The 22,115-nt window shown below is 72.9% G+C and carries 19 protein-coding genes, 1 tRNA gene and 1 pseudogene; 9 read left to right on the top strand and 12 right to left on the bottom strand.

Translation table 11 applies throughout. The annotated features are described in order from the left end of the window. Window positions 1-29: 29 nt before the first annotated feature. The 7 genes from ACOTKD_RS08000 to ACOTKD_RS07970 form a co-directional block, all read right to left on the bottom strand. The gene (locus ACOTKD_RS08000) at window positions 30-569 is read right to left on the bottom strand and encodes a SigE family RNA polymerase sigma factor (RefSeq protein ID WP_030366730.1); all 540 of its coding nucleotides are present in this window, start codon (window positions 567-569) and stop codon (window positions 30-32) included. Window positions 570-711: 142 nt separating this feature from the next. Further along, window positions 712-1,545 (bottom strand): DUF1906 domain-containing protein, encoded by an 834-nt coding sequence (locus ACOTKD_RS07995; protein ID WP_424888163.1) that lies wholly within the window; start codon window positions 1,543-1,545, stop codon window positions 712-714. Window positions 1,546-1,598: 53 nt separating this feature from the next. Then, window positions 1,599-2,744 (bottom strand): lipid-transfer protein, encoded by a 1,146-nt coding sequence (locus ACOTKD_RS07990; RefSeq protein ID WP_424888162.1) that lies wholly within the window; start codon window positions 2,742-2,744, stop codon window positions 1,599-1,601. Then, window positions 2,741-3,211 carry an acyl dehydratase gene (locus ACOTKD_RS07985; RefSeq protein WP_424888161.1) on the bottom strand — a complete coding sequence of 157 codons (471 nt, stop codon included), beginning with the start codon at window positions 3,209-3,211 and terminating at the stop codon, window positions 2,741-2,743. Before ACOTKD_RS07985 ends, ACOTKD_RS07990 begins: the two co-directional genes overlap by 4 nt. Continuing rightward, the gene (locus ACOTKD_RS07980; protein WP_424888397.1) at window positions 3,208-4,185 is read right to left on the bottom strand and encodes a bifunctional MaoC family dehydratase N-terminal/OB-fold nucleic acid binding domain-containing protein; all 978 of its coding nucleotides are present in this window, start codon (window positions 4,183-4,185) and stop codon (window positions 3,208-3,210) included. Before ACOTKD_RS07980 ends, ACOTKD_RS07985 begins: the two co-directional genes overlap by 4 nt. A 299-nt stretch (window positions 4,186-4,484) precedes the next feature. After that, window positions 4,485-4,805, bottom strand: coding sequence for a hypothetical protein (locus ACOTKD_RS07975; protein WP_235481427.1), 321 nt, complete (start codon window positions 4,803-4,805; stop codon window positions 4,485-4,487). 300 nt (window positions 4,806-5,105) lie between these two features. Continuing rightward, entirely contained in the window at window positions 5,106-5,999 is an 894-nt protein-coding gene (locus tag ACOTKD_RS07970) for a putative protein N(5)-glutamine methyltransferase (protein WP_424888160.1), read from the bottom strand. Window positions 6,000-6,325: 326 nt separating this feature from the next. On the opposite strand from ACOTKD_RS07970, the gene ACOTKD_RS07965 reads away from it, so the two are divergent. After that, complete coding sequence (locus tag ACOTKD_RS07965) at window positions 6,326-7,576, top strand: DUF2993 domain-containing protein (protein ID WP_424888159.1); 1,251 nt, start codon at window positions 6,326-6,328, stop codon at window positions 7,574-7,576. Between the two features lie 104 nt (window positions 7,577-7,680). On the opposite strand, the gene ACOTKD_RS07960 is transcribed toward ACOTKD_RS07965, so the two are convergent. Both ACOTKD_RS07960 and ACOTKD_RS07955 read right to left on the bottom strand, forming a co-directional pair. After that, window positions 7,681-7,767 (bottom strand) — tRNA-Ser (locus tag ACOTKD_RS07960). A gap of 43 nt (window positions 7,768-7,810) precedes the next feature. After that, on the bottom strand, window positions 7,811-9,391 hold the full coding sequence (locus tag ACOTKD_RS07955; protein ID WP_424888396.1) for a S1C family serine protease: 1,581 nt from the start codon (window positions 9,389-9,391) through the stop codon (window positions 7,811-7,813). A 274-nt stretch (window positions 9,392-9,665) separates the two neighbouring features. On the opposite strand from ACOTKD_RS07955, the gene ACOTKD_RS07950 reads away from it, so the two are divergent. From ACOTKD_RS07950 to ACOTKD_RS07940, 3 genes and pseudogenes are all read left to right on the top strand, one after another. Beyond that, window positions 9,666-10,490 carry a glycerophosphodiester phosphodiesterase gene (locus ACOTKD_RS07950; protein WP_424888158.1) on the top strand — a complete coding sequence of 275 codons (825 nt, stop codon included), beginning with the start codon at window positions 9,666-9,668 and terminating at the stop codon, window positions 10,488-10,490. Window positions 10,491-10,642: 152 nt separating this feature from the next. Next, window positions 10,643-11,269, top strand: a pseudogene (locus tag ACOTKD_RS07945) (ATP-binding protein). 342 nt (window positions 11,270-11,611) lie between these two features. After that, a complete protein-coding gene (locus ACOTKD_RS07940; RefSeq protein ID WP_424888157.1) occupies window positions 11,612-12,580 on the top strand; it encodes a DUF5926 family protein in 969 nt (322 codons plus the stop codon). Between the two features lie 296 nt (window positions 12,581-12,876). Here the strand turns inward: ACOTKD_RS07940 and ACOTKD_RS07935 are convergent, their stop codons facing one another. Both ACOTKD_RS07935 and ACOTKD_RS07930 read right to left on the bottom strand, forming a co-directional pair. Continuing rightward, entirely contained in the window at window positions 12,877-13,605 is a 729-nt protein-coding gene (locus ACOTKD_RS07935) for a hypothetical protein (protein WP_424888156.1), read from the bottom strand. 510 nt (window positions 13,606-14,115) lie between these two features. Continuing rightward, window positions 14,116-14,916, bottom strand: a complete 801-nt coding sequence (locus ACOTKD_RS07930; protein ID WP_424888155.1) for a bifunctional DNA primase/polymerase — start codon at window positions 14,914-14,916, stop codon at window positions 14,116-14,118. A gap of 865 nt (window positions 14,917-15,781) precedes the next feature. Here ACOTKD_RS07930 and ACOTKD_RS07925 point away from each other — a divergent pair. The 3 genes from ACOTKD_RS07925 (at window position 15,782) to ACOTKD_RS07915 (ending at window position 19,477) form a co-directional block, all read left to right on the top strand. Further along, window positions 15,782-17,431: a PP2C family protein-serine/threonine phosphatase gene (locus tag ACOTKD_RS07925; protein ID WP_424888154.1), complete on the top strand. Its 1,650-nt coding sequence runs from the start codon at window positions 15,782-15,784 to the stop codon at window positions 17,429-17,431. A 196-nt stretch (window positions 17,432-17,627) separates the two neighbouring features. Continuing rightward, a complete protein-coding gene (locus tag ACOTKD_RS07920; RefSeq protein ID WP_424888153.1) occupies window positions 17,628-19,088 on the top strand; it encodes an aminopeptidase P family protein in 1,461 nt (486 codons plus the stop codon). Between the two features lie 137 nt (window positions 19,089-19,225). Then, window positions 19,226-19,477 carry an SCO4226 family nickel-binding protein gene (locus ACOTKD_RS07915; protein WP_424888152.1) on the top strand — a complete coding sequence of 84 codons (252 nt, stop codon included), beginning with the start codon at window positions 19,226-19,228 and terminating at the stop codon, window positions 19,475-19,477. A gap of 52 nt (window positions 19,478-19,529) precedes the next feature. Here ACOTKD_RS07915 and ACOTKD_RS07910 read toward each other — a convergent pair whose 3' ends face one another. Next, window positions 19,530-20,000 (bottom strand): ATP-binding protein, encoded by a 471-nt coding sequence (locus ACOTKD_RS07910; protein ID WP_424888151.1) that lies wholly within the window; start codon window positions 19,998-20,000, stop codon window positions 19,530-19,532. A 222-nt stretch (window positions 20,001-20,222) separates the two neighbouring features. On the opposite strand from ACOTKD_RS07910, the gene ACOTKD_RS07905 reads away from it, so the two are divergent. Together ACOTKD_RS07905 and ACOTKD_RS07900 are read left to right on the top strand one after the other, a co-directional pair. Beyond that, window positions 20,223-21,047 carry a hypothetical protein gene (locus ACOTKD_RS07905; RefSeq protein WP_424888150.1) on the top strand — a complete coding sequence of 275 codons (825 nt, stop codon included), beginning with the start codon at window positions 20,223-20,225 and terminating at the stop codon, window positions 21,045-21,047. A 230-nt stretch (window positions 21,048-21,277) separates the two neighbouring features. Beyond that, complete coding sequence (locus tag ACOTKD_RS07900; RefSeq protein ID WP_424888149.1) at window positions 21,278-22,027, top strand: YcnI family protein; 750 nt, start codon at window positions 21,278-21,280, stop codon at window positions 22,025-22,027. Window positions 22,028-22,115: the final 88 nt, after the last annotated feature.

The raw sequence follows: 22,115 nt of genomic DNA, 5'->3' as shown, positions 1-22,115 counted from the left end.
ACTCGGCCGTGCCGGACGCCCCGCGCGGGCTACGCCGCGCAGGCCAGCTCCGGATCCTCGCGGAGCTTCCCGAGCGCCCGGGAGACCGCGCTCTTGACCGTGCCCACGGAGACGCCGAGCAGCTCGGCCGTCTGCACCTCGGTGAGGTCCTCGTAATACCTGAGGACGACCATGGCCCGCTGCCGCACCGGCAGCCGCAGCACGGCCCGCCACATCGCGTCGCGCAGCGCCTGCTGCTCGGCGGGGTCCGCCGACGGGGCCGCGTCGGGCTCCGGCAGCTCGTCGCAGGGGAACTCCTCGACCTTGCGCTTGCGCCACTGCGAGGTGCGGGTGTTGACCAGGGCGCGGCGGACGTAGCCGTCCAGGGCCCGGTGGTCCTCGATCCGCTCCCAGGCCAGGTAGGTCTTGGTGAGCGCGGTCTGCAGCAGGTCCTCCGCGTCGCACGGGTTCGAGGTCAGGGAGCGCGCGGTGCGCTGCAGCACCGGACCGCGTGCCCGTACGTAGGAGGAGAACGACGGGTACACGGCGGTGGATGCGCTGGTGCACACAGGCGTCGTGGTTGCTGTCATGCCTCAACGCTAGGAGCGCACCTGTACCCGGCGGATCGCCCGCAGGTGCCGAAGCGCGATCCGCCTCAGGTCGTACAGGTGGGGCTGCCCCCACCTCCCGGAGGGGGAGAGGACCGGGGGACCCGTCGGGGTCGGCCCCGGCCTAGTCGATGATCGCCACCGGCGCGTCCACCAGATTGCGGTCGACGGTCAGCTTCCGCCCGCCGTGGGACTCGGTGACGTTCCCCTTGTACTGGTGGATGCGGCGGTGCGGCTGCCAGGCGCCGCGCCCGATCGAGGGCTCCTCGTCCGTCGTGGGGTCCACGCGCCAGCGGGCGAACCACAGCACGTCGGGCAGCGACGTCGCACCCGAGCGGCGGGCCCGGTCCATGTGCCGCACCCCGGACTCGGCGCTGCTGTAGAAGCCGGGCAGGTAGCCGGCGCTGCGCACGGCCGTCGCCCAGCCGCGGATGAAGGACAGCGTCGTGCGGGCGCAGTCGTCGTCCTTGTCGTTGTACGCCTCCATGTCGAGGTAGAGGGGGCTGTGGATGTCGATGCCGAGGCCGGAGGCGCGGGAGACGGCCTCCTCGCCCTCCGTCTGGCCCTGGTCGAAGGGGTAGGAGCCGATCGGGTAGCCCTTCTTGTTGGACGCCCGCACGCAGGGCGACTGGGAGCCCACGTAGATCGGCAGGATGCGCCAGCCGAGGTCGTCGGCGCCCTCCAGCCACCGCTCGCTCAGATACGTCTGCCGCGGGCAGGCACGGGCGCGGCCGGCGAAGTAGACGCCGACGGCGCGGTAGTCCGACGACTTCCACGCGCTGAGCGTGGTCAGCGCGGGGGCCTGGCAGGTGTCGAAGCCCCACCCCTTGAAGACGGACGCCCCCTCGTTGCGCGGATCGCCCCGGTCACCGGCGCCCGCGGGTTCGGCGCCGATCAACTGGGCCACCACCGCCATAAGGGCGAGGAGATATCCGATGATCTTCCTTCGTCGGTCCATACCCGGAGTCAAAGGCGCGGGGACCCGGCGCCGTTCCGTGACACGCCCTCCGTTCATCCGTCTGCCCCGAGAAGCAGCCCGGACGTGGGAACTCCGGTTCCTGCGGTGACCAGCACCCGGGCGGCGTCCGGCACCTGGTTCGCGGCCGAGCCGCGCACCTGCCGCACCGCCTCCGCGATGCCGTTCATCCCGTGGAGGTACGCCTCCCCCAGCTGGCCCCCGTGCGTGTTCAGCGGCAGGAGGTCCGACTCCACGAAGGCACCGCCCTCGCCGGGCGCGCAGAAGCCGAACTCCTCCAGCTGCATCAGCACGTACGGCGTGAAGTGGTCGTAGAGGACGGCCACATCGACGTCCTCGGGGCCCAGGCCGCTGCTGCCCCACAACTGCCGGGCGACGACGCCCGTCTCGGGGAGGCCGTCGATGCCGTCCCGGTAGTAACTGGTCATCTGCTCCTGCGCGCGGCCCGCGCCCTGCGCCGCCGCGATGATCACGGCGGGCGGGCGCGCGAGCGTGCGGGCCCGCTCGACGGAGGTGACGACCAGGGCCTGGCCGCCGTCCGTCTCCTGGCAGCAGTCGAGCAGCCGCAGCGGCTCGGCGATCCAGCGGGACGCGGCGTGGTCGGCGAGGGTGATCGGGCGGCCGTGGAAGTACGCGGCCGGGTTCGTCGCGGCGTGGCGGCGGTCGGTGACGGCGACGTGCCCGAAGACCTCGGGCTCCAGGCCGTACGTGTGCAGGTAGCGGCGGGCGGCCATGGCGACCCAGGACGCCGGCGTGAGCAGCCCGTACGGCAGTCCCCAGCCGAGCGCCGTGCCCTCCGCCGAGGGCTCGCGCGACTGCACCCCGGCGCCGAAGCGGCGGCCGGAGCGCTCGTTGAAGGCCCGGTAGCAGACCACGACCTCGGCGAGGCCGGCCGCGACGGCGAGGGCGGCCTGCTGGACGGTGGCGCAGGCCGCGCCGCCGCCGTAGTGGACGCGGGAGAAGAAGGTCAGCTCGCCGATGCCGGCCGCCTGGGCGACGGTGATCTCGGGGCTGGTGTCCATGGTGAAGGTGACCATGCCGTCGACGTCGCGGGGCCCGAGCCCGGCGTCGTCGAGGGCCGCGCGGACGGCCTCGGCGGCCAGGGCGAGCTCGCTGCGCCCTGAGTCCTTGGTGAAGGCCGTCGCGCCGATGCCGGCGACGGCAGCGGTGCCGCCGATCACGGGGCGGTCCGGGAGCGGAGGGGGTGGGCGTCGACCACGACCCGGCCGGTGACGTGACGACCGAGGCGGTTCGTGCCGACGACGGAGATCTCGATGGTGCGCTCGGTCGCGGAAGCGGGCTCGTTCACGGAAGCGGGCTCGTTCACGGAGGTGCGATCGTTCACGGAAAGGATCCTTCCGGTCAGCACCAGAACGTCGCCTGGATAGCTGGGCACCCCGAGCCGGATCGAAACCTTGCGGAGGACGGCCCTCAGGCCGGAACGGCCGGTCACGTAGTCGGTGATATAACGGCCGACCAGGCCATTGGTGGTGAGGATGTTCAGGAAGATGTCAGGGGTGCCCTTCGCGCGGGCCGCCTCGGCGTCGTGGTGCACGTCCTGGTAGTCACGGGAGGCGATGGCGCCCGCGACGACGAGCGTACGGGTGATGGGGACGGTGAGGGACGGGAGTTCTTCACCGGGCGTCATGCGGCCGCCCCTTCCGGTCCGCCCGACCGGGCGCGGAACACCGGGAGTTCCCACTCCCCGTCCACTCGTATGAATTCCAGATCGACGGACATTCCGATGCGCACGCCGTCGTACGGGACGCCGGTGATGCTGCTGATCATCCTTACGCCTTCGGCGAGTTCGACGAGCGCGACGGCGTACGGCGGGTCGAAGGCCGGGAAGGGCGGGTGGTGCACGACGACGTACGAGTGGACGGTCCCGGAACCGCAGGCCTCGACGGTCCCCCACTCGGGCGAGCCGCAGCGGCCGCAGCCCGGCAGCCACGGGAAGCGGAGGATGCCGCAGGCGGTGCAGCGCTGGATGAGCAGCTTGTGCGCGGCGACGCCTTCCCAGAAAGGGGCGTTGTCGCGGTTGATCACGGGGCGGGGGCGCGCGGGCCGGGTGGGGGAGGCGGGCTGGACGGGAGCAGCAGGCTGGGCTGAGGCACCGAGCGGGGCGGAGGCAGCGGGCTGGGCGGATGCAGCGGGCTGGGCGGGCGCCGGTGCGTACTTGAGGATCCGGAAGCGGTGGGTGCCGACGAGCTCGCCGGCGGCCCGCACGCGCATCGTCGTGGTGATGAAGTAGCCGGCCCCGAGCCTGGTGGTCTTGCGGGGCGAGACGGTCTCGATGACCGTGTCGAAGGTGAGCCGGTCCCCGGGGCGGAGCGGGCGCACGTACTCCTGCTCGCAGTCGGTCGCGACGACCGCGGCGTACCCGGCGCCGTCGAGCAGGGCGAAGAGCTCGTCGTAGGCCGGGGTGCGGGCGGAGGCGGCGCCGGAGAGCCCGGGCATCGTCCACGCCTGGAGCATGGTGGGCGGGGCGATCGCGTCGTCGCCGGCGTAGGCGGGGTTGGTGTCGCCCATCGCCTCGCACCAGTGCCTGATCATGGGGAGGTTGACGGGGTCGGGAGCGGAAGCGGAGACGGCGGCGGGCCGGCCCTCGAAGGCCTTGAGCAGGTGGTGGACATCGGGGAGGTGGTGGGCGCCGGGCGGGTGACCGGCGTCGGGCGGGTGGTGGACGTCGCTGGTGGGACGCACGGGCAACCCCCTTCTCTGCAGATCTGACTATCCGTCAGATCTGCGAGGGCGGTCAAGGGCCGTGGGCCGCCGGGCACGGCCGGGCACGGACACGGCTGCGCGGCGGCACCGAAGTGCCGCCGCGCAGCCGTCATCACCAGACCCTCTGACCCGGTCACCTGGTCACATATGCCACCCCCGGCCGTACCACCCCCGGACCCGGACCCGGCCGCCTCGGCCTACCAGCGGTCGTCGGTGAAGATGATGGTGACGTTGTCCTGGCGGATGGCCGTGTGGGCGGGGCCGTTGACGCTCGCGGTGTTGGCCGCGTTGTGGGCGCCGGCACCGGTGGCCTGCTGCTGCGTCGTAGTGGAGTTCCCGTGGTTGCTCCCACCGACGCCGCTCCCCACGACGGCCGCGGCAGCGGCGTTCGACCCCCGGTTCGCCACCTGGTTGCCATTGCCGTCGTCCGAGGCGTGGGCGACGCCGGAGAGGAGGACGGCGGCCACGGGGACGGCGGCGGCGGTGGTGAGGACGCGAGCAGTGCGGGTGCTTGCCATTTCAATTCCTCCGGAACGCTGAGCGGAACTACTGCCCAATAGACAGAACTACTCGGCAGCGCAGGGTGGTTGGCCGACCACCCGGCGAGGTTTCGACGTCGCGCTTCAAGATTGCCCGCCGAATCCCCGGCGAACCACCCGTCGCTCGCCATTCCCTCGCAAGCATGACCACTCAGGAATAAACCCTGTCACTTCCCCGCTCCCCCGGCCCGCGCCCCCCAGAGAGCCCTTGAGGACCAAGAGCCACAAGGGCAGAACCGTTCCGGCGAAATTTCGGCCAGTTCCGTAAACGTGGCCGACTCAACACGACCCGGAGGTCACAACCGCTCCGGGCCGGCCACGACCGGTCCGGGCCGGCGGCCCCGGACGCGCCGTACCGACCACCACGGTCGCGTCCAGGTCATCGCATTCGGCGACCTGGGCACGCAGCCCGGCCGCCTCGAACGCCCCGACCGTCCGCGCCGCCTGGCGCTCGCTCGTCTCGACCAGCAGGTGCCCGCCGGGCGCGAGCCAGTCCGCGGCCGCCGCGGCGACCCTCCGCTGCACGTCGAGCCCGTCCGACCCACCGTCCAGCGCCACCCGCGCCTCGTGATCGCGGGCCTCGCCGGGCAGGAGGGCGATGGCCTCGGTGGGCACGTAGGGCGCGTTGGCCACGAGCACGTCTATCCGCCCCCGGAGTTCCGGAGGCAGCGGCTCGTACAGATCCCCTTCGTACACGGCGCCGCCCGCGCCGATGTTCCGCCGGGCGCACCGCACCGCGGCGGGGTCGATGTCCGCCGCGTGCAGCTCGACGTCACCGAGCACCGTGGCCAGCGCGGCGCCCACCGCGCCGGAGCCGCAGCACAGGTCGACGACCACGGCACGCGGGGAGGTCAGGGCGAGGGCGAGCGCCGCCGCCTGTCCGACCAGGAACTCCGTACGCCTGCGCGGCACGAAGACCCCCGCGTCGACGGCCATGCGCAGGCCGCAGAACTCGGCCCAGCCGACGACGTGTTCGAGCGGCAGCCCGGCCGCGCGCCGGGCGACCATGTCCTCGACCTCGCGGGCCGTGCGCGCCGCGGAGAGGATGAGCCGGGCCTCGTCCTCGGCGAACACGCAGCCGGCGGTGCGGAGCACGGAGACGACACGAGGAAACAGCGAAGGAGAGGAAGGAGAAGAAGGAGAAAGGGAAACGAGAGGAGAGGAATCAACCATGAGAGCCTTCCGGATCACCGAAGGGCGCTCTCGCCGGTCGACCCGGCCGGCTACAGGGAGGTAGCGACCGTACAACCGTGGGGAGAGAGCACCCGGCTTGCCACTGCGGTAATGGGTCTCACCTCCTGGGACGGATTTCTGCCAACTGGCCGGGAGCCACAGTACATGATCTCCGGAGAGCCGGGCAGGTCCACGTCAAAGCGGAATCCGGAGCCGGCGACAGCCCCACGAACGGCACCACCGACAGCACCACCATTCGCGCCGTTTTCGGACGTACTGCCGGTAGCCCTTGCGTTCGAGGGGATCGCGCGTGGTGGGATATGGCGATGCGAACCCCCACACGCATACCTTCCCGTCCCCCCAACCCGTACGAAGAACTGGCCGCGCTGGCCGACCCCGATCCCCACGCCGACCCGGGCCCCCACACCGAACCGCTCCCGCTCATCCCCCTCCGCCTCACGTACCCGGAAGCGGAACCGGACGCGGAGCCGGACGACGACGCCTGGTCCCCGCCGAACCACCGCCGCGCCAAACGCGGGCGGCGCCGTCGCCGCAGCCCGTTCGCGGCCGTGCCCCGCGCCCTCAAGCTGCTGGTCGCCCTCGCCGTCTGCGCCGGGATCCTGGTCCTGGCGGACCGCTGCGCACAGATGTACGCGGAGAAGCAGGCGCAGCACAAGCTCCAGCAGGAGCTCCACCTCGCGGCCGCTCCCCAGGTGGACATCCACGGCTTCCCGTTCCTCACCCAGGTCCTGGAGAAGCGGCTGCGGCGCGTGGACGTCACCGTGCCGCACGTGGCCGCCGACCGCGTGTCCCTCGCGGAGGTCCGGGCGAGCGCGCGCGACATCCGGCTCACCGGAAGCCTCCCGAAGGCCGTACGCGGCGCGGTCGTGGGAGACCTCGACGGCGAGGTCCGGCTCTCCTTCGACGACATGAACCGCGAACTCGCGGCCTCCCAGGTCCGCTTCAGCCGCCGCGACGACCATGCGGTCGACGCCGCCGGAAAACTGACGATCGCGGGCCAGGAGCTGCGCGTACGGGCCCAGGCCCGCCTCCAGCTCTCGGGCGGTCACAGCCTGTCGACGAACGTCGACGACATGAGCCTGGACCTGCCCGGCATCGCCACCTACCGCCCCGGCAAGGGCAAGGGCCTCACTCTCCACCACGAGACCGCCGAGCGCATCAGCCGCGACGCGGCACGAGCGAAGGCCCTGCTGTCGGTGCCGGCCCTGGCGGAGCGGCTGGGCGTCTCCGGCGCCGACGTCGCGGCGGCCCTGCGGAGCGAGGAGGAACTGCACCGGCTGACGGGCGCCCCCCGCTTCGTGGAGAAGCTCACCCGCCTCAACCTGATCGACGCCGCCGTCGACCACCCCTGGCTCCTCCGGAAGCTCGGCATCGACCCCCACCTGATCGCCGCGCTGACCCGCATCCGCCCCCCGGAGCTCACGGACCGCCTGGCGTTCTCCTTCTCCCTCCCCAAGGAGGCGCACGACCTGCAACTGCGGGACGTGAGAGTCGACAAGGACGGGATCCGCGCGACGCTGTCGGCCGCGGACGTGCCGGTGGGCAAGGCGGGCTGAGGCGGGACGCACAGACGAAAGCCGCGCATGCAAAAGCGGCGCATGCAAAAGGGGCGCCCCTGGCTCAGGGGCGCCCCTTCCGGCCTGCGCTGACGCAGTGGCGGCGGAGAGTGTGGGATTTGAACCCACGGTGACATCGCTGCCACGACGGTTTTCAAGACCGTTCCCTTAGGCCGCTCGGGCAACTCTCCCCGCACCGCTCGTGCTCGGCGGTGCGGGGGCAAGCCTATCGCCTCAGCTGTCGCCCTTGCGTTCGCCCAATGTGATCTCTGCCGTGGACTGCTTGCCGTCGCGGGTGTAGGTCACGGTGACCTTGTCGCCCGGCTTGTGGGTCCAGATCTCGCTGATGAGGGTGGGGCCGCTGTCGATGGCGGTGTCGTCGAGCTTGGTGATGACGTCGCCGGGCTTCAGGCCGGCCTTGTCGGCCGGGCCGCCCGGGGTCACGGCCGGGCTGTTGTTGTCGCCGGTGGGGGCGATCTTGGCGCCCGCGCCGCCGTCCTTCATGTTCACCGAGGCCGAGATGACCGGGTAGACCGGCTGGCCGGTCCGGATGAGCTGGTCGGCGACGTTCTTGGCCTGGTTGATCGGGATGGCGAAGCCGAGGCCGATGCTGCCGGCCTGCTGCTGGCCGCCGCCGAAGCCGCCGCCGTTGTTGGCGGACTGGATGGCCGAGTTGATGCCGATGACCGCGCCCTGGGAGTTGAGGAGCGGCCCGCCGGAGTTGCCCGGGTTGATGGACGCGTCCGTCTGGAGGGCGCTCATGTACGAGGCCTTGCCCATGCCGCCGCCGTCGCTGGAGGCCACCGGCCGCTTCTTGGCGCTGACGATGCCCGTCGTGACCGTGCCCGACAGGCCGAACGGCGCGCCGATGGCGATCGTCGCGTCGCCCACCGCCGCCCGGTCCGAGTTCCCGAGGGGGATCGGGTTGAGCTTCGCGCCCGAGGGGTTCTTCAGCTTTATGACCGCGACGTCGTAGCCCTGCGCCCGGCCCACGACCTCGGCGTCGTACTGCTTGCCGTCCGAGAACGTGGCCATCAGCTTGCCGCCGCCCTGTGCGGCCGACGCGACGACGTGGTTGTTGGTGAGGATGTGGCCCTGCTTGTCGTAGACGAAGCCGGTGCCCGTACCGCCCTCCCCGCCGCCGCTCTGCGCCTCGATCGTGACGACGCTCGGCAGCGCCTTGCCGGCGATGTCGGCCACGGAGCCGGGCGTGCGGCTCTCCGTCTTCGGGTCGCCGGAGGAGGAGACCGTCGTGGAGCCGCTGCTGTCGTCCCGGCTGGCCGCCCAGTAGCCGATCCCGCCGCCGATGCCGCCCGCGACGAGCGTCGCCGCCAGCACCATCGCCACGAGGCCGCCGCCCCGCTTGCGGGGCGCCGGTGCGTACGGGTCCTGGCCGCCGGCCCACACGCCGGTCGGGCCCACCGGTCCGCCGCCTGCCGGTGCGCCGTACGGGTACGGCTGCGCCGGCGGGGGCGCGAGAGGTGACAGGTGCTGCTGCTGGGTCTGCCCGTCGTACCAGCCGCCCGGGTGACCCTGTACGCCCGTCTGCCCCTGTGCACCGGCCTGGCCCTGTGCACCGGCCTGATCCTGGACGCCGGCCTGCGGCGCACCCGCGTGGGCGTACTCCGGCTGAGGCGGGGTCACCGGCTGCTCCGGAGCGTGCGCCGGGGCGGCGGGGGCCGCAGGCGGGACGGCCGGGGCGGCGGGGGCATCCGCGGCGAGCGGTGCAGGGGCAGCGTCAGGCGGCGCGGCCTGCGCGTTCTTGCCCGGCTCCGGCTCACCGGCTGCCGGCGCCGCGTCGACGCCCTTCTCCATCGAGATGCCCGACGAGCCTCCCGGAACATCCGGAACGCCCTCCGCAGGCGCGCCCGCTGCGCCCTCGTTCTCGGTGTTCACAGCTCTCTCCTCATCAGGTGCACATCAGTTCGGTGTGACGGAGTCCACGTCGCCCCACGAACAGCTTTTCCCAACACGCGTCAGACCACCGTAAGCGGACCCTGTGCCCCACGGCAGCAGACCTTTACTCCGGGCACACTCCGCCAAATGGGACCGCATGCGTGAGGGTGCCGGGCGATGGCACGATAACGCGGTGACCTCTCCGCACCCGGCCCGGGACCTCGGCCCCGAGCGCCACCCGCTCGCCGTCGTCGCCCACCGCGGCGCCTCCGAGGACGCTCCGGAGCACACCCTGGCCGCGTACCGGAAGGCGATCGAGGACGGCGCGGACGCGCTGGAGTGCGACGTGCGGCTCACCGCCGACGGTCACCTCGTCTGCGTGCACGACCGCCGCGTCAACCGCACCTCCAACGGCCGCGGCGCCGTCTCCGCCCTGGAGCTCGCCGATCTCGCCACCCTGGACTTCGGCTCCTGGAAGGCCGACGTCTCGGCCACCGAGGCCCCGGACCTCGACGCGACGTCCGTGCTCACCCTGGAGCGCCTGCTGGAGCTCGTCGCCGACGCGGGGCGCCGCGTCGAGCTCGCCATCGAGACCAAGCACCCGACCCGCTGGGCCGGACAGGTGGAGCAGAAGCTGCTGGAGCTGCTGGGCCGCTTCGGCCTCGCCGATCCCCCGGCCGACGGTCCCTCGCCCGTACGGGTCATGAGCTTCTCCGCCCGCTCCCTGCACCGCGTCCAGCTCGCCGCCCCCGCCCTGCCGACCGTCTATCTGATGCAGTTCGTGTCGCCGCGCCACCGGGACGGGCGCCTGCCCGCGGGCGTGCGCATCGCCGGCCCGAGCATCCGCATCATCCGCAAGGACCCCGGCTACGTCGCCCGGCTGCACGCCGCGGGCAACGAGGTGCACGTCTGGACGGTGAACGAACCCGAGGACGTCGAGCTCTGCGCCCGCCTCGGCGTCGACGCCCTGATCACGAACCGGCCCAGGCGCGTGCTCACCCAGCTCGGCCGCTCGTAGCCCTCGGCCGGTCGCGCACCGCAAACGTCCCGCGGACCGATCGCGTCCCAGCAGACCGATCGCGTTTCACAGACCGATCGCCTTCCGCCCCATTACATGGAGTGCACCGGCGCGTTCGGTGCGTGTTCGAGTCGCCCGAGTGCCCCCGGCGGGTGCGGGATGGCCGGTTTCCGGTCCAGTCCATTGGGGCATCCATCCCCTGACGTGGGGCAAAGGAGGTCTCGGGGGTGGCGTTGGTGGTGGCACAGGAGGTGCCCACGTCGTCGATCATGGCCGTACCCCATGGTCCAACCGGTGTGGGCCAGGCAAGACACCGGATGCGCAAGGACCTGGGCATCATCGGGGTACCGGATTCGGTCATCGACGACGCCGTACTGATCCTCTCGGAGCTGCTCAGCAATGCGTACCGGCACGGACGCCCGCTGAGCGCCGCGGGAGGCATCCGCAGAGACGAGGACGAGGGGGAGGACGACGGGGGAATACGTGCCGCGTGGAGGGTGGACGCCCACGGCCGGCTCACGGTCGAGGTGACGGACGGCGGGGGCCCGACCCGCCCGGTTCCGGCCACGCCTTCGGTGACCGCCCGCGGAGGCCGCGGGCTCAACATCATCAGTGCCCTCTCCCAGGACTGGGGCGTCCGTGACGCGTCCGGAGAGGTGACGGTATGGGCAGCGCTCTCGGTTCACGACAGCTTCGCTACGCGCGTTGAGACGGAACCGGGCACGAAGACGGGCGCAGGCCCCCGGCCGGCATTCGCAGACATCGACGAGCTGACATGACGGCGGCGTGACGCGCGTAGATTCCCACGCAAGACGGGACCGCGCCCGCGTACCGCCCTGACCTCTGCAGAGCCGTACACACCAACCCGATATCCGTACCCGTACGGCCGGTGGGCCCCGTACCCCGGAGCCGCGTTCTCCGCGGGCGAGCGGCACCCCACCACCGGCCGGCCGTGCCGCCCTCCTCCCGACGCCCCGCGCGCGTGCCCGTCCCGGCCGCCGTGGCGAGCGCTAGGCTCGCGCCCGTACGAGCTGTACGAGCCGTACGCTCCGAATCGCACGCACGAAGCCGTGCGCGACGAGCCGTACGCACCTCCGCACCGATCGGGAGACACGCACGCCATGGCCAAGAAGCGCCGCCCCCAGACCAAGGCCGCAACGCCGCAGGCCGTCGACGGTCCGATCCCCGTCGTCGGCGCCCGTGAGTCCTGCCCGTGCGGTTCGGGCCGGCGCTACAAGGCCTGCCACGGCCGTGCGGCCGCGCACGCTGCCGCCGAGCTCGTCCAGCGGCCCTTCGAGGGGCTGCCCGGCGAGGCCGACTGGGTCGCGCTGCGCGAGCTCGTGCCCGCCGCGACGGTCGAGCTCACCCTCAAGGGCGGGCTGCCGGAGGGCGTCCCGTCGGTGACGCTGGCCACCGTGCTGCCGATGGCCTGGCCCGCCCTGCGCCGCGACAACGGCGCCGTCCTGCTGGGCCTGCAGAACGACACCGCCTCCGGCGACCTCAGCCGCGACCTCGCGGACACCCTGCAGCGCGCCCTGGCCGCCGAGCCGGGCAGCCCGGTGACCGCCGGCCGCGCCACCACCGACGGGCCGCGCCTGCAGGATCTGCTGGACCCCGAGGGCCCGTTCGAGCCGAACGTGCACACGGGCTTCGAGTTCTGGGTCGAGAACGCCGAGAACGCCACCAGCGAGGTCGCCGCCTCCCTGGACCGGGCCAACGCCGCCGCCATCCCGACGGTCCGCCTCTCGGGCGTGGATGCCGCGTACTGGTGCGAGACCCCGGAGAAGAACCACCTCCGCTGGGTGATGACCCACCCCGAGGAGCAGCTTCTGGACGCTCTGGCCCGGCTGCACGCCGCGGGCACCTCCTCGCTCGGGGAAGACACCCGTCTGGTCGGCTCGTTCCGGGCGCACGGGCTGACCGTGCCCGTGTGGGACCTGCCGAGCACGATGCGCGCGGAGGACACCGAGAAGCCGGCCGCCGCCTTCGCGGAGCGGCTGGCCACGGCCCTCGCCGACACTTCTCCGCTGTCGGGCGACGAGCGCCGGGCGCGCAGCGGTCTCACCAGCCGTCAGATCACCCTGAACTGACGCCGGTCCGCCGGTGCGGGCGCCGGCGGGTGTCGTGAGCGGGCGCGGACCGAGGCCTTCCAGGCAGTGGAGTAGTTGATTCCGGGGGCTAATCAGGCCCCATTCACGTGACTCCTGTCACAACTCCCGCTGTCAGCCCGGAAATACGCGTCCGGAAATCCACGATCGAATTTGCGAACGGCCAATCTCTTGTTACCGTTCTAGGAGCCCGGTCGCTGGTGCATCCCCCGTCGCCAGCGACCGGGCGTTTCCATACCCGGAAACGCCCGCCGGCCCCGCGGTGACCGCCCCCGCCATCAGCCCGGCTCCTCCACCGAGTTGCTCCCCGAGCGCAGCAGCAGCTTCCCGTCCTCCGAAGCGCCGTCCGCGGCGATCTCCGCAACGGCCGTGTACGGATCCTCCCCGCGCGCCCGCGCCGCCTCCGCGCTCCGGACCGTCCGCGCGCGGGGCGTCTCGCACCCGTCGGGGTCGTCCGAGGCGGTCGTGCGGCAGTGCACCTGTACGGTCCGGCCGTCGGGGCCCATGAGGGTCAGAACGGCCCGCAGGGGGGCGCCTGTCGCGTTGCGGTAGTACGTGCGGGCCCAGGTCTCGTTCCCCTGCTCCAGGACGCACGTCTGGGCCTCCACGCCCTCCGGCGAGGTGAGTTCGGGACCGCACCGCGCGGTCGCCGAGACCGCCGGTCCCGTCGCGGGCCCCGCCAGCGGCGGCGAGGCCGCCGGCCACCCGCCGGCCGCGCCGTCCGGGCCCCTGCTCAGATCCTTGTCCAGGCCCTTCCCGAGGTCCTCGCCCAGGTCCCGGCCGAGCTCCGGACCGGCCTCCCTGCCCGGACTCCTGCCGGACCCCGCGCCCAGGCTCTTGCCCTGGTCTTTACCCGGTCCCAGGCGTAGTCCGCTGTCGGCGCCCGACCGTTTCCCGGAGTTCTCCCCCCGGGCGGCCTCGGGGCCCGGCAGGCCCACGGGCCCGGCCGTGGCGGCCGCCAGCGGCAGGACGACGGCCAGCGCCACGACGCTCGCGAGCGCGACCATACGGAGGTTGGCCCCCCGCGCATCGCCGGACTCCGCGGGCACCCTCGACCCACCGGGCACTTTGGGCACACCGGACGCAGACGCACGCACCATGGGGACCACCTGAGACTCGCCGCGCGGACGCTGAATGGATCGCGGGGACGGCTGGGACGGCTCGGACCACCCCGCCCTGCGGGACGCCCCGGCCTGATCGACGGGACCCGGCCGGCACCATCCGGTCCAGGTCCTCACCCGAACATAGCGGTCAGAACAGGGCTGTCCCCGGGGCCGCGCGGTGGAATCCCGCAGAACTCGGACGGGCTTACACCCGTACGAGTGAGAGCGCGTGCGTCTCCCGTCCGTACGCGCTCTCCGTGTGCTCGTCGTGCTCCCGGTGTGCCGGTGCGCTTGCCGCGCCCGTCACGCCCTACGCGGCGCCCGGCACGATCGCCCTACGCGACCGTCGCACTCGGCGTCGTGCCCGTCTCCCGCGGCAGCGCGCGGGGTTCCCCGTGAGGGCCGTCACCGAGCTCAGTACGCGAGCCGGCTGCCGCCGCCCGGCGTCCCCGTGCCGGCGGTCTCCTCGACGAGCACGTCGACCAGAGAAGACACGTCAGGCAGCCACGGCCGCGCGGGCCCTGTCGTACGTTCCTTACGCTCCCCGCGCCCCGCGCGATCAGCGCGGAACGTACGGATTCCGCCACCGAAGGCACCCTTGACAGATTCGCCGCCGCCATCAGGGCCTCCGGCGGTCCCGGCCGGCTGCGGAGCCCGCTCCCAGCGCACCCGGCCCGCCCCCGTGGGCGACGGCGGCAGCGCCACGAAGCCGCCCTCCCCGTGGAAGAGCAGCGAACCGGGCACCCAGTCCTGGCGGTGGAGCAGTTCGCCGAGGACCTCCAGGGAGTAGGGGGCCACGAGCAGGGCCCACCGGGTGGGGGTGGCGACCACGGGCCCGAGGCGGATGCCCGCGCGGTCGAACGCGGCGAGGGCGCGGGCGCCGGCCACCGCGGGCAGGCTCACCGCGCACGGCGCGCGGCCGCCCGTGGCGAGCACCACCGGTGCGTCGGGCCGGTTGGTCCACCACCAGCGGACCATCCTGGCGTCCGTGGTGGCCGCCAGGAGCCCCGGGTCGAAGGGGTGGGCGCCGGGGGCCGCGCAGTCGGCCTGCGGGCAGCCGCACCGGCGTACGCGCCCGCCGTCGGCCCGCAGGCCCACGCCGGGCAGCACGGGCCACTGCCATTCGGTGGCATAGGCCAGGGCCGCGGAGAGGACCGCGGACCGGTCGCCTCGCCTGAGCGAGAGCTTGCGTCGCCTTCCGAGGATCTCGCGCATGAGCGCTCGTTCCTTTCCGTGAACGCCGAATTCGGGGACCCCTGCCGGTGGCAAGGGCCGTATCGCGCTGATGGTGATCCGAGCTGGTGGTGATCCGAGCTGCGTACGGAGCGAGCCGTACGGGTAGTGCGATGGAGCGGGGCCGTACCGGGCTCCCGCACAGCCCTGCGTGATCGGGCACGGCATTGCGGGACCGCCTACTGGAACTGCACGTGAACTGCTTCCGGGCCGCGTCCGAACTCCATGGCACTACGGCCCGACATGGCGCGCCGCTCAACACGCCGTGGCTCTCACCAAGCCGGCACACCACGTGGTGGATCACAAGTCACTGCTTGTACAACGCAGCGCATCACGCCACGGGCCGAGCGTGAAACATGGCGGGGGGTGGCGCGCGTATGGCGCTTCGTGCTGAGCCTGTCGCCCCTCGCCGGCGGCACGGGTCTCCCCGTCGCCCTCGGGTGCGGGCGCGGCCGTCGCCGGTTAAGACGCTCGGGCCCGCCGCCGGGTTCCGGGGCGGCCCCAACTGCCCCTGCCCTTCTCCGTGTACGTACCCACCGGGGTGGACATGACGCGCTGTCGAGCAACGTCAGTCGACCGCAAATCCATGGCCTCGGGACCATTTTCCGGCCAAGTTTGAAACCCCATAGACACCACCAATCCCACCGGTTCAATGCTGGACATCTCCTTGCCCGGGCGTGTACATGTGGAGCACCGATAGCGCGCAACGCGACAGGGGGTTTGCGATGCTATTCATGAGAAAACACAGGTCAAGACGGTGGTCAAGAGGGAGCGGCGAAGTGCCGCGCGCCCTGGTGCGCACGGCCGCCCCGAGCACCGCGCCGCCGGCCGGTCCGGGTAGCCGGCCATGACCACGCCCCACCTGCCGAAAGTGGCCGGAATCAATCCTCCGGTCCCACCCCCCGCGCAGACTCCGGCTCCCACATCCGCAGCCTCCTCCGCAGATCCCCTCTCCCCCGCCGCTCCCGGTACGCCGGGAACGGAAGGACCGGAAGGAGCAGAAGGATCAGGAGCCCCGGACGGAGCAGGCGCACCTGTCGGCACCGGCGCCCCTGCCGACTCCTCCGGCGCGGCCTCCTCCGCCCTGTACGGGCCGCTCCTCCCCGCCCCCAACGCCCTCGTCCAGGACCGCCTCGCGGGCTGGATCTCCGACCTCACCACGCTCCAGGACCTCACCGAGCGGCTCACCCGCACCGCCGGCCTCGACGCCGCCCTGCACGAGGCGCTGCGGGCGGGCGCGGCGCTCGTCGGCGCCCGCCGCGGCCTGGTGACCCTGCACCCGGCCACGGGCCCCGGCCGCGACCACCCCGTCACCATCGGCTTCGGCCTGGACCACGCGGACCTCGGCCACATCGAGACCATCCCGGAGGCCGGCCGCGCGGGCGGCACCCGGCCCGGCGACCCCCGCCCGCCGGAGACCGGCCGGCGCACCCGCCGCCCCGCCGCGCCGCCCCCGGAGGCCGTCCGTCCGCAGCCCGCCTACGGCCGGCTGTTCGACGACCTCCCTCCGGCCGGCTCCCGCAGCGGCACCGCCCACCCCGACATCGCCGCCGACGAGGCCCTCGACCCCCGCCACCGCGAGGTCGCCGCCCGCCTCGGCTACGGCGCGAGCTACGCCGTACCGCTGGAGACCGAGCACGCGGGCCGGATCGGGGCGGCCGTCTGGCTCTACGACGAACCGGCCGAGCCCACCGAGCGGCAGCGCCACCTCGTCGGCCTCTACCGCGACCACGCCACCGAACACCTCGCCCGCCAGCTCGAACTGGCCGAGGCCCGGCAGACCGTGGCGACCCTCCGCGAGGAGCTGCTGCCGAGCCGGCTGCCGCGGACGCCGGGCATCCGGCTGGCCGTCCGGCACCGCACCGGCCCGCTCGGCGGCGGCGACTGGTACGACGCGCTGCCGCTGCCCGAGGGCGCGCTCGGCCTGGCCGTGGGCGGAGTGAGCGGCTCCGGCCCGGGTGCCGTGGCCGCCATGGGACGGATGCGGGCCTCCCTCCGCGCGTACGCCGTCATGGAAGGGGAAGATCCGGTCGCGGTCCTCTCCGACCTCGAACTCCTGCTGCGGCTCACCGACCCCTCCCGCGCCGCGACGGCGATCTTCGCGTACTGCGAGCCGCCCGACCGCAAGGTCGTCCTGGCGGGCGCGGGCCACTGCCCGCCGCTGATCATCGGTGACCACCGCGCCGAGTTCGTCGAGACCTCGCTGTCCGCGCCGCTCGGGATGCTGGCCTGCTGGGAAGCGCCCAGCGTGGAGATCGAACCGGCGCCCGGAGAAACGCTCCTCTTCTACAGCGACGGGCTGCTGCACCGCACCGGTCAGCCGATGGACCGCGCCTTCGCACGGCTGCGCACGGCCGCCGCCGGCGTCCCGAAGGCGGCGCGCAGGGACCCGGACGCCGTCGTGGAGCACGTGCTGCGCACCGTACTGCCGCATGAGGACCACGGCGAGTGGGAGGGAAGCGAGGACGTCGTCCTGCTCGCGGCCCACTTCGACTGATCCCGCCGCCTCCGCTGCCCCTGCTGCCCCCGCTGATCCCGCTGATCCCGCTGATCCCGCGATCCTTTTGCCCCTGCTTCCTCTCCCCGCCCCCTTTTTTCCTTCGTCCCTCTCCCCTTCCTTGGATTTTCCCCACAGTTTCCTCGTATTTCGGTCGCACATACGATGGAAAGCGCCCCGTCCGAGGAGGAAAGCAGTGACCGAGCAGCAGCCCGCGCCCGAGAACCCCGAAGGCGACGAGCCGATCAAGCAGCGGAAGAACGGCCTCTACCCGGCCGTCTCCGACGAGCTGGCGGCCAACATGAAGACCGGCTGGGCCGACACCGAGCTGCACGACCTGCAGCCCGTGGAGCAGGCCCCGCACACGGCCCGCCGCCGCGCCGCGCTCTCCGCGCGCTTCCCCGGGGAGCGCCTGGTGATCCCCGCCGGAAACCTGAAGACCCGCTCGAACGACACCGAGTACGCCTTCCGCGCCTCCACGGAGTACGTGTACCTCACCGGCGACCAGAGCCAGGACGGCGTCCTCGTCCTGGAGCCCACCGGCGCCGGGGGCCACCGGGCGACGATCCACCTCCTGCCCCGCTCCAACCGCGAGAACGGCGAGTTCTGGCTCGACGGCCAGGGCGAGCTGTGGGTCGGCCGCCGCCACAGCCTCTCCGAGGCCGAGCAGCTGCTGGGCCTGCCCGCCGAGGACGTCCGCGAGCTCCCCGGCACGCTGCGCGAGGCGACCGGCCCGGTGCGCGTGGTCCGCGGCCACGACGCCGGCATCGAGGAGGCCCTGACCGACAAGGTCACCGCCGAGCGCGACGAGGAGCTGCGCGTCTTCATCAGCGAGCAGCGGCTCGTGAAGGACGCCTTCGAGGTCGGCGAGCTGCAGAAGGCCGTCGACTCCACGGTCCGCGGCTTCGAGGACGTCGTGAAGGTCCTCGACAAGGCCGAGGCGACCTCCGAGCGCTACATCGAGGGCACGTTCTTCCTGCGCGCCCGCGTCGAGGGCAACGACGTCGGCTACGGCTCGATCTGCGCCGCCGGCCCGCACGCCACGACCCTGCACTGGGTGCGCAACGACGGTGCCGTCCGCTCCGGCGATCTGCTCCTGCTGGACGCGGGCGTGGAGACGAACAGCCTCTACACGGCCGACGTCACCCGCACCCTGCCCGTCAACGGCACGTACACCGAGCTCCAGCGCAAGATCTACGACGCGGTGTTCGAGGCCCAGGAGGCCGGCATCGCGGCGGTGCGGCCGGGCGCCAAGTACCGCGACTTCCACGACGCCGCCCAGCGGGTCCTCGCCGGGAAGCTCGTCGAGTGGGGCCTGGTGGAGGGCCCGGCGGAGCGCGTCCTGGAGCTGGGCCTGCAGCGCCGCTGGACCCTGCACGGCACCGGCCACATGCTCGGCCTCGACGTCCACGACTGCGCGGTCGCCCGCACCGAGACGTACGTGGACGGCGTCCTGGAGCCGGGCATGGTGCTCACCGTGGAGCCCGGGCTGTACTTCCAGGCGGACGACACGACCGTGCCCGAGGAGTACCGCGGCATCGGCGTCCGCATCGAGGACGACATCCTGGTGACCGAGGACGGCAACCGGAACCTCTCCGCAGCGCTGCCGCGGGCGGCGTCGGACGGCGAGGCGTGGATGGCGTCCCTGAAGGGCTGACGCCCCCGGCGTGTGTGCCGTGGTCCCCCTCGGTGCGGGGCCACGGCACACTGCCGTTTCGCCGCCTGCGGTGGTACGCCGGAGGTGCGTGAGCGCATCATGGCCAGAAGAGGCGCACCCAGGGAGGTGTGAGGGCCATGAGCAAGTTCATGGACGTACATCACGGCATGCAGGGCATCACCGCCGATCAGCTCAAGGAAGCGCACCGCAGGGACCTGGCCATCGAGGCGGAGGAAGGCGTGCACTTCGAGCAGGCGTGGGCGGACCCGACATCGGGCACGGTCTACTGTCTGTCCGACGCGCCGTCGGCGGACGCGGTCAAGCGGGTCCACGCCCAGGCTGGCCATCCGGTCACGGAGGTCCACGAAGTGTCGCTGACGATTTCCTGACCCGGGCCGCGGCTACGGGCGGCGCTCACGGCGCGAGGGTCGCAACGCGCGGTCACGACGCGCGGAGCAGCGCCGCGTCCTCTCTCCACTTGAGGATCTTGTCGAAGGTGACGACGGCCCCCTGCCGGCCCGGGCGGTTCCGGACGCGGACGTGGTCGGTGAGCGACTCGATGAGGAAGAGGCCCCTGCCGTGCTCGTCCTCGGCGGGGGCGAGGGGCCTGGGGGGCTGGGGGAGCCGGCTGCGGCGCTCGTGCGTGCGGGGCTGCTCCGGGAAGCCGGGGCCCGAGTCGGTGACCTCGATCCGGCAGGTGTCGCCGTCGATGAACGCCGTCACGAGGTAGCCGGTCGAGGAATCGCCGCCGTGTTCGACGGCGTTCGCACACGCCTCGCTCAGGGCGAGCGAGAGATCATACGAAATGTCCGGGTCGACGCCGGCCGTCTCCATCGCGCCCACGAGCAACCGCCGCGCGAGCGGAACGCTCGCGGCCTCGCGCCGCAGATGGAGTGACCACCAAATGCTCATGCTCAGCCTCCTGGCCGCGGCTCGACATACCGATACGTATAGCCAGCGCTGACGCCCCGTAAGCCTCCCGAGTGTGTGAGACCGCTCATTCGGACGACGCGCCCGGCGGATGCATCGGTGTATGGCGGCGTACGGGAGTGCGCCGGTGCGCCCCCTCCGGGTGGAGATCGAGCGCCCCCTGCCGTAGGGGAGGAGTAAGCCCGGTGGGATGATGGCGCAGCCATGTCTCACCCCGTCGGGCGTGTCGGCGCCGATCTGCGACTGATCCGGGCCGCGGTGTTCACCGCGGTCTGCGTTCTGCTGTCCGCGGGCGGGCACGTGCTGGCCTCCTGTGCGCGGGTGCCGCTGTGGACCCTCGCGGCCGGTTTCCTGGCCGTGCTCTCCGTGGCCGTGCCGCTGGCGGGGCGGGAGCGCTCGCTGCCGTCGATCGCGGCCGGCCTGGCGGCCGGCCAGCTCGCGCTGCACACGCTCTTCGCCGTCGGTCAGCAGAACGCCGGCATGGCACCGCGGCAGACGGCCGGCGAAGGCCGGATGATCGACTTCGCCGCGAAGCTGGTCTGCAACCAGCCGCAGATGATGTCCGCCTCCGCGGCCCGCCGGGTCATCACCGACGCCGGTCTCGACCCGGCCGTCCACCCCCTGCAGGCGGGCGCCGCGGCCACGGCCGCCGGCCCGGCCACGACGGGGATGCACGGCGGCATGTCCTCCGGCTCGCTGCTCGACGCGCTCCCCCTCTCGCTGCCGATGCTCCTCGGCCACCTCCTCGCGGCGCTGGCCGCGGGCTGGCTGCTGCGCCGCGGCGAAGTGGCGCTGTGGCGGGTGGTCGCGCTCTCGGAGCAGTCGGCGCGCGAGGTCGCGGAGACCGCACTCATCCAGGCCCTGCGCACCGCCTTCGCGCTCGCCGGTGCCCTGCGCGAGCTGACCGCCGGGAAGCCGGCGGCCGCCCTTGCGCGTACGGACGCGGCCGAGGAGCGCCCGGCGGCGGAGCCGGCGCTCCAGCACTCCGTGATCAGGCGGGGCCCGCCCGTCCTCGCCCTCGCGGCCTGACGACGCACCACCGCCGTGTCTCCGGCGTACCCGAACCTTTCCTTTCCCGAGCCGCCCCGCGCCCAGGTCTCCTGAGCGCGCTCGCGTACGGCTGCGCCTGCCCGCATTCCGGCAGGCCGGGGCGGGGGAGGCGTCCCGGGCAGGAGGGCGGTCGCACCGTCGTCGCCATCACCGCGCGCGTGCCACCCCTCTTTGATCCGCTTGATCCCTCCTGCCCCTGGAGCGTCCCCATGAACGCCAAGTCCGCTCGCCTGCGCCGCCTCCCCGTCATCGGCGCCGTCGCCGCCGGCGCCGTCCTGCTGCTCGCCGGCCCCGCCTCCGCGCACGTCAGCGTGCAGCCCGGCACCGCCGAGAAGGGCGGCTACAGCACCATCGCCTTCAAGGTGCCGAACGAGAAGGACAACGCCTCGACCGTGAAGCTGGAGGTCACCCTCGACCCCAAGCACCCGCTCGCCTCGGTGATGCCCCAGCCGGTCCCCGGCTGGGAGGTGAAGGTCGAGAAGGCCAAGCTGGACAAGCCGCTGCAGATGCACGGCAAGACCATCGACGAGGCCGTCAGCAAGATCACCTGGACCGGCGGCAAGATCGAGCCGGGCCAGTTCCAGCAGTTCCCGCTGTCCGTCGGCCAGCTGCCCTCCGACGCCGACGAACTGGTCTTCAAGGCGCTCCAGACGTACTCCGACGACGACGTCGTCCGCTGGATCGACCCGTCCAAGCCGGGCGGCGGCGAGGCCGAGCACCCGGCTCCCACGCTGAAGCTCGTCGCCAAGGGCGCCGCCGCCGGCAAGGGCGACGACCACCACGACGACAAGACCAGCGGCAAGAGCGCGGACGGCAAGACCGAGAGCGCGTCCGCCGCGTCGGACAAGAGCGACGGCGGCAGCGACACCACCGCCCGCGTCCTCGGCGTCGCCGGCATCGTCGTCGGCGCGGCGGGCATCGCCTTCGGCGTGATGGCCGGGCGCCGCCGCTCGGCCTGACGCGCGGCCACCCGGCGCACAGCCGCCCGACGTACGTATCGGCCGGGGTGCGGCCCCGCCTCCGAGCGAAGCCCGCACCCCGCCCCGC

The sequence above is a fragment of the Streptomyces sp. XH2 genome (assembly GCF_049725035.1).
GTDB classification, from domain to species: domain Bacteria; phylum Actinomycetota; class Actinomycetes; order Streptomycetales; family Streptomycetaceae; genus Streptomyces; species Streptomyces roseoverticillatus.
Note: the sequence above shows the minus strand (reverse complement) of the source record. Positions and strands in the feature narration are given on the sequence as shown.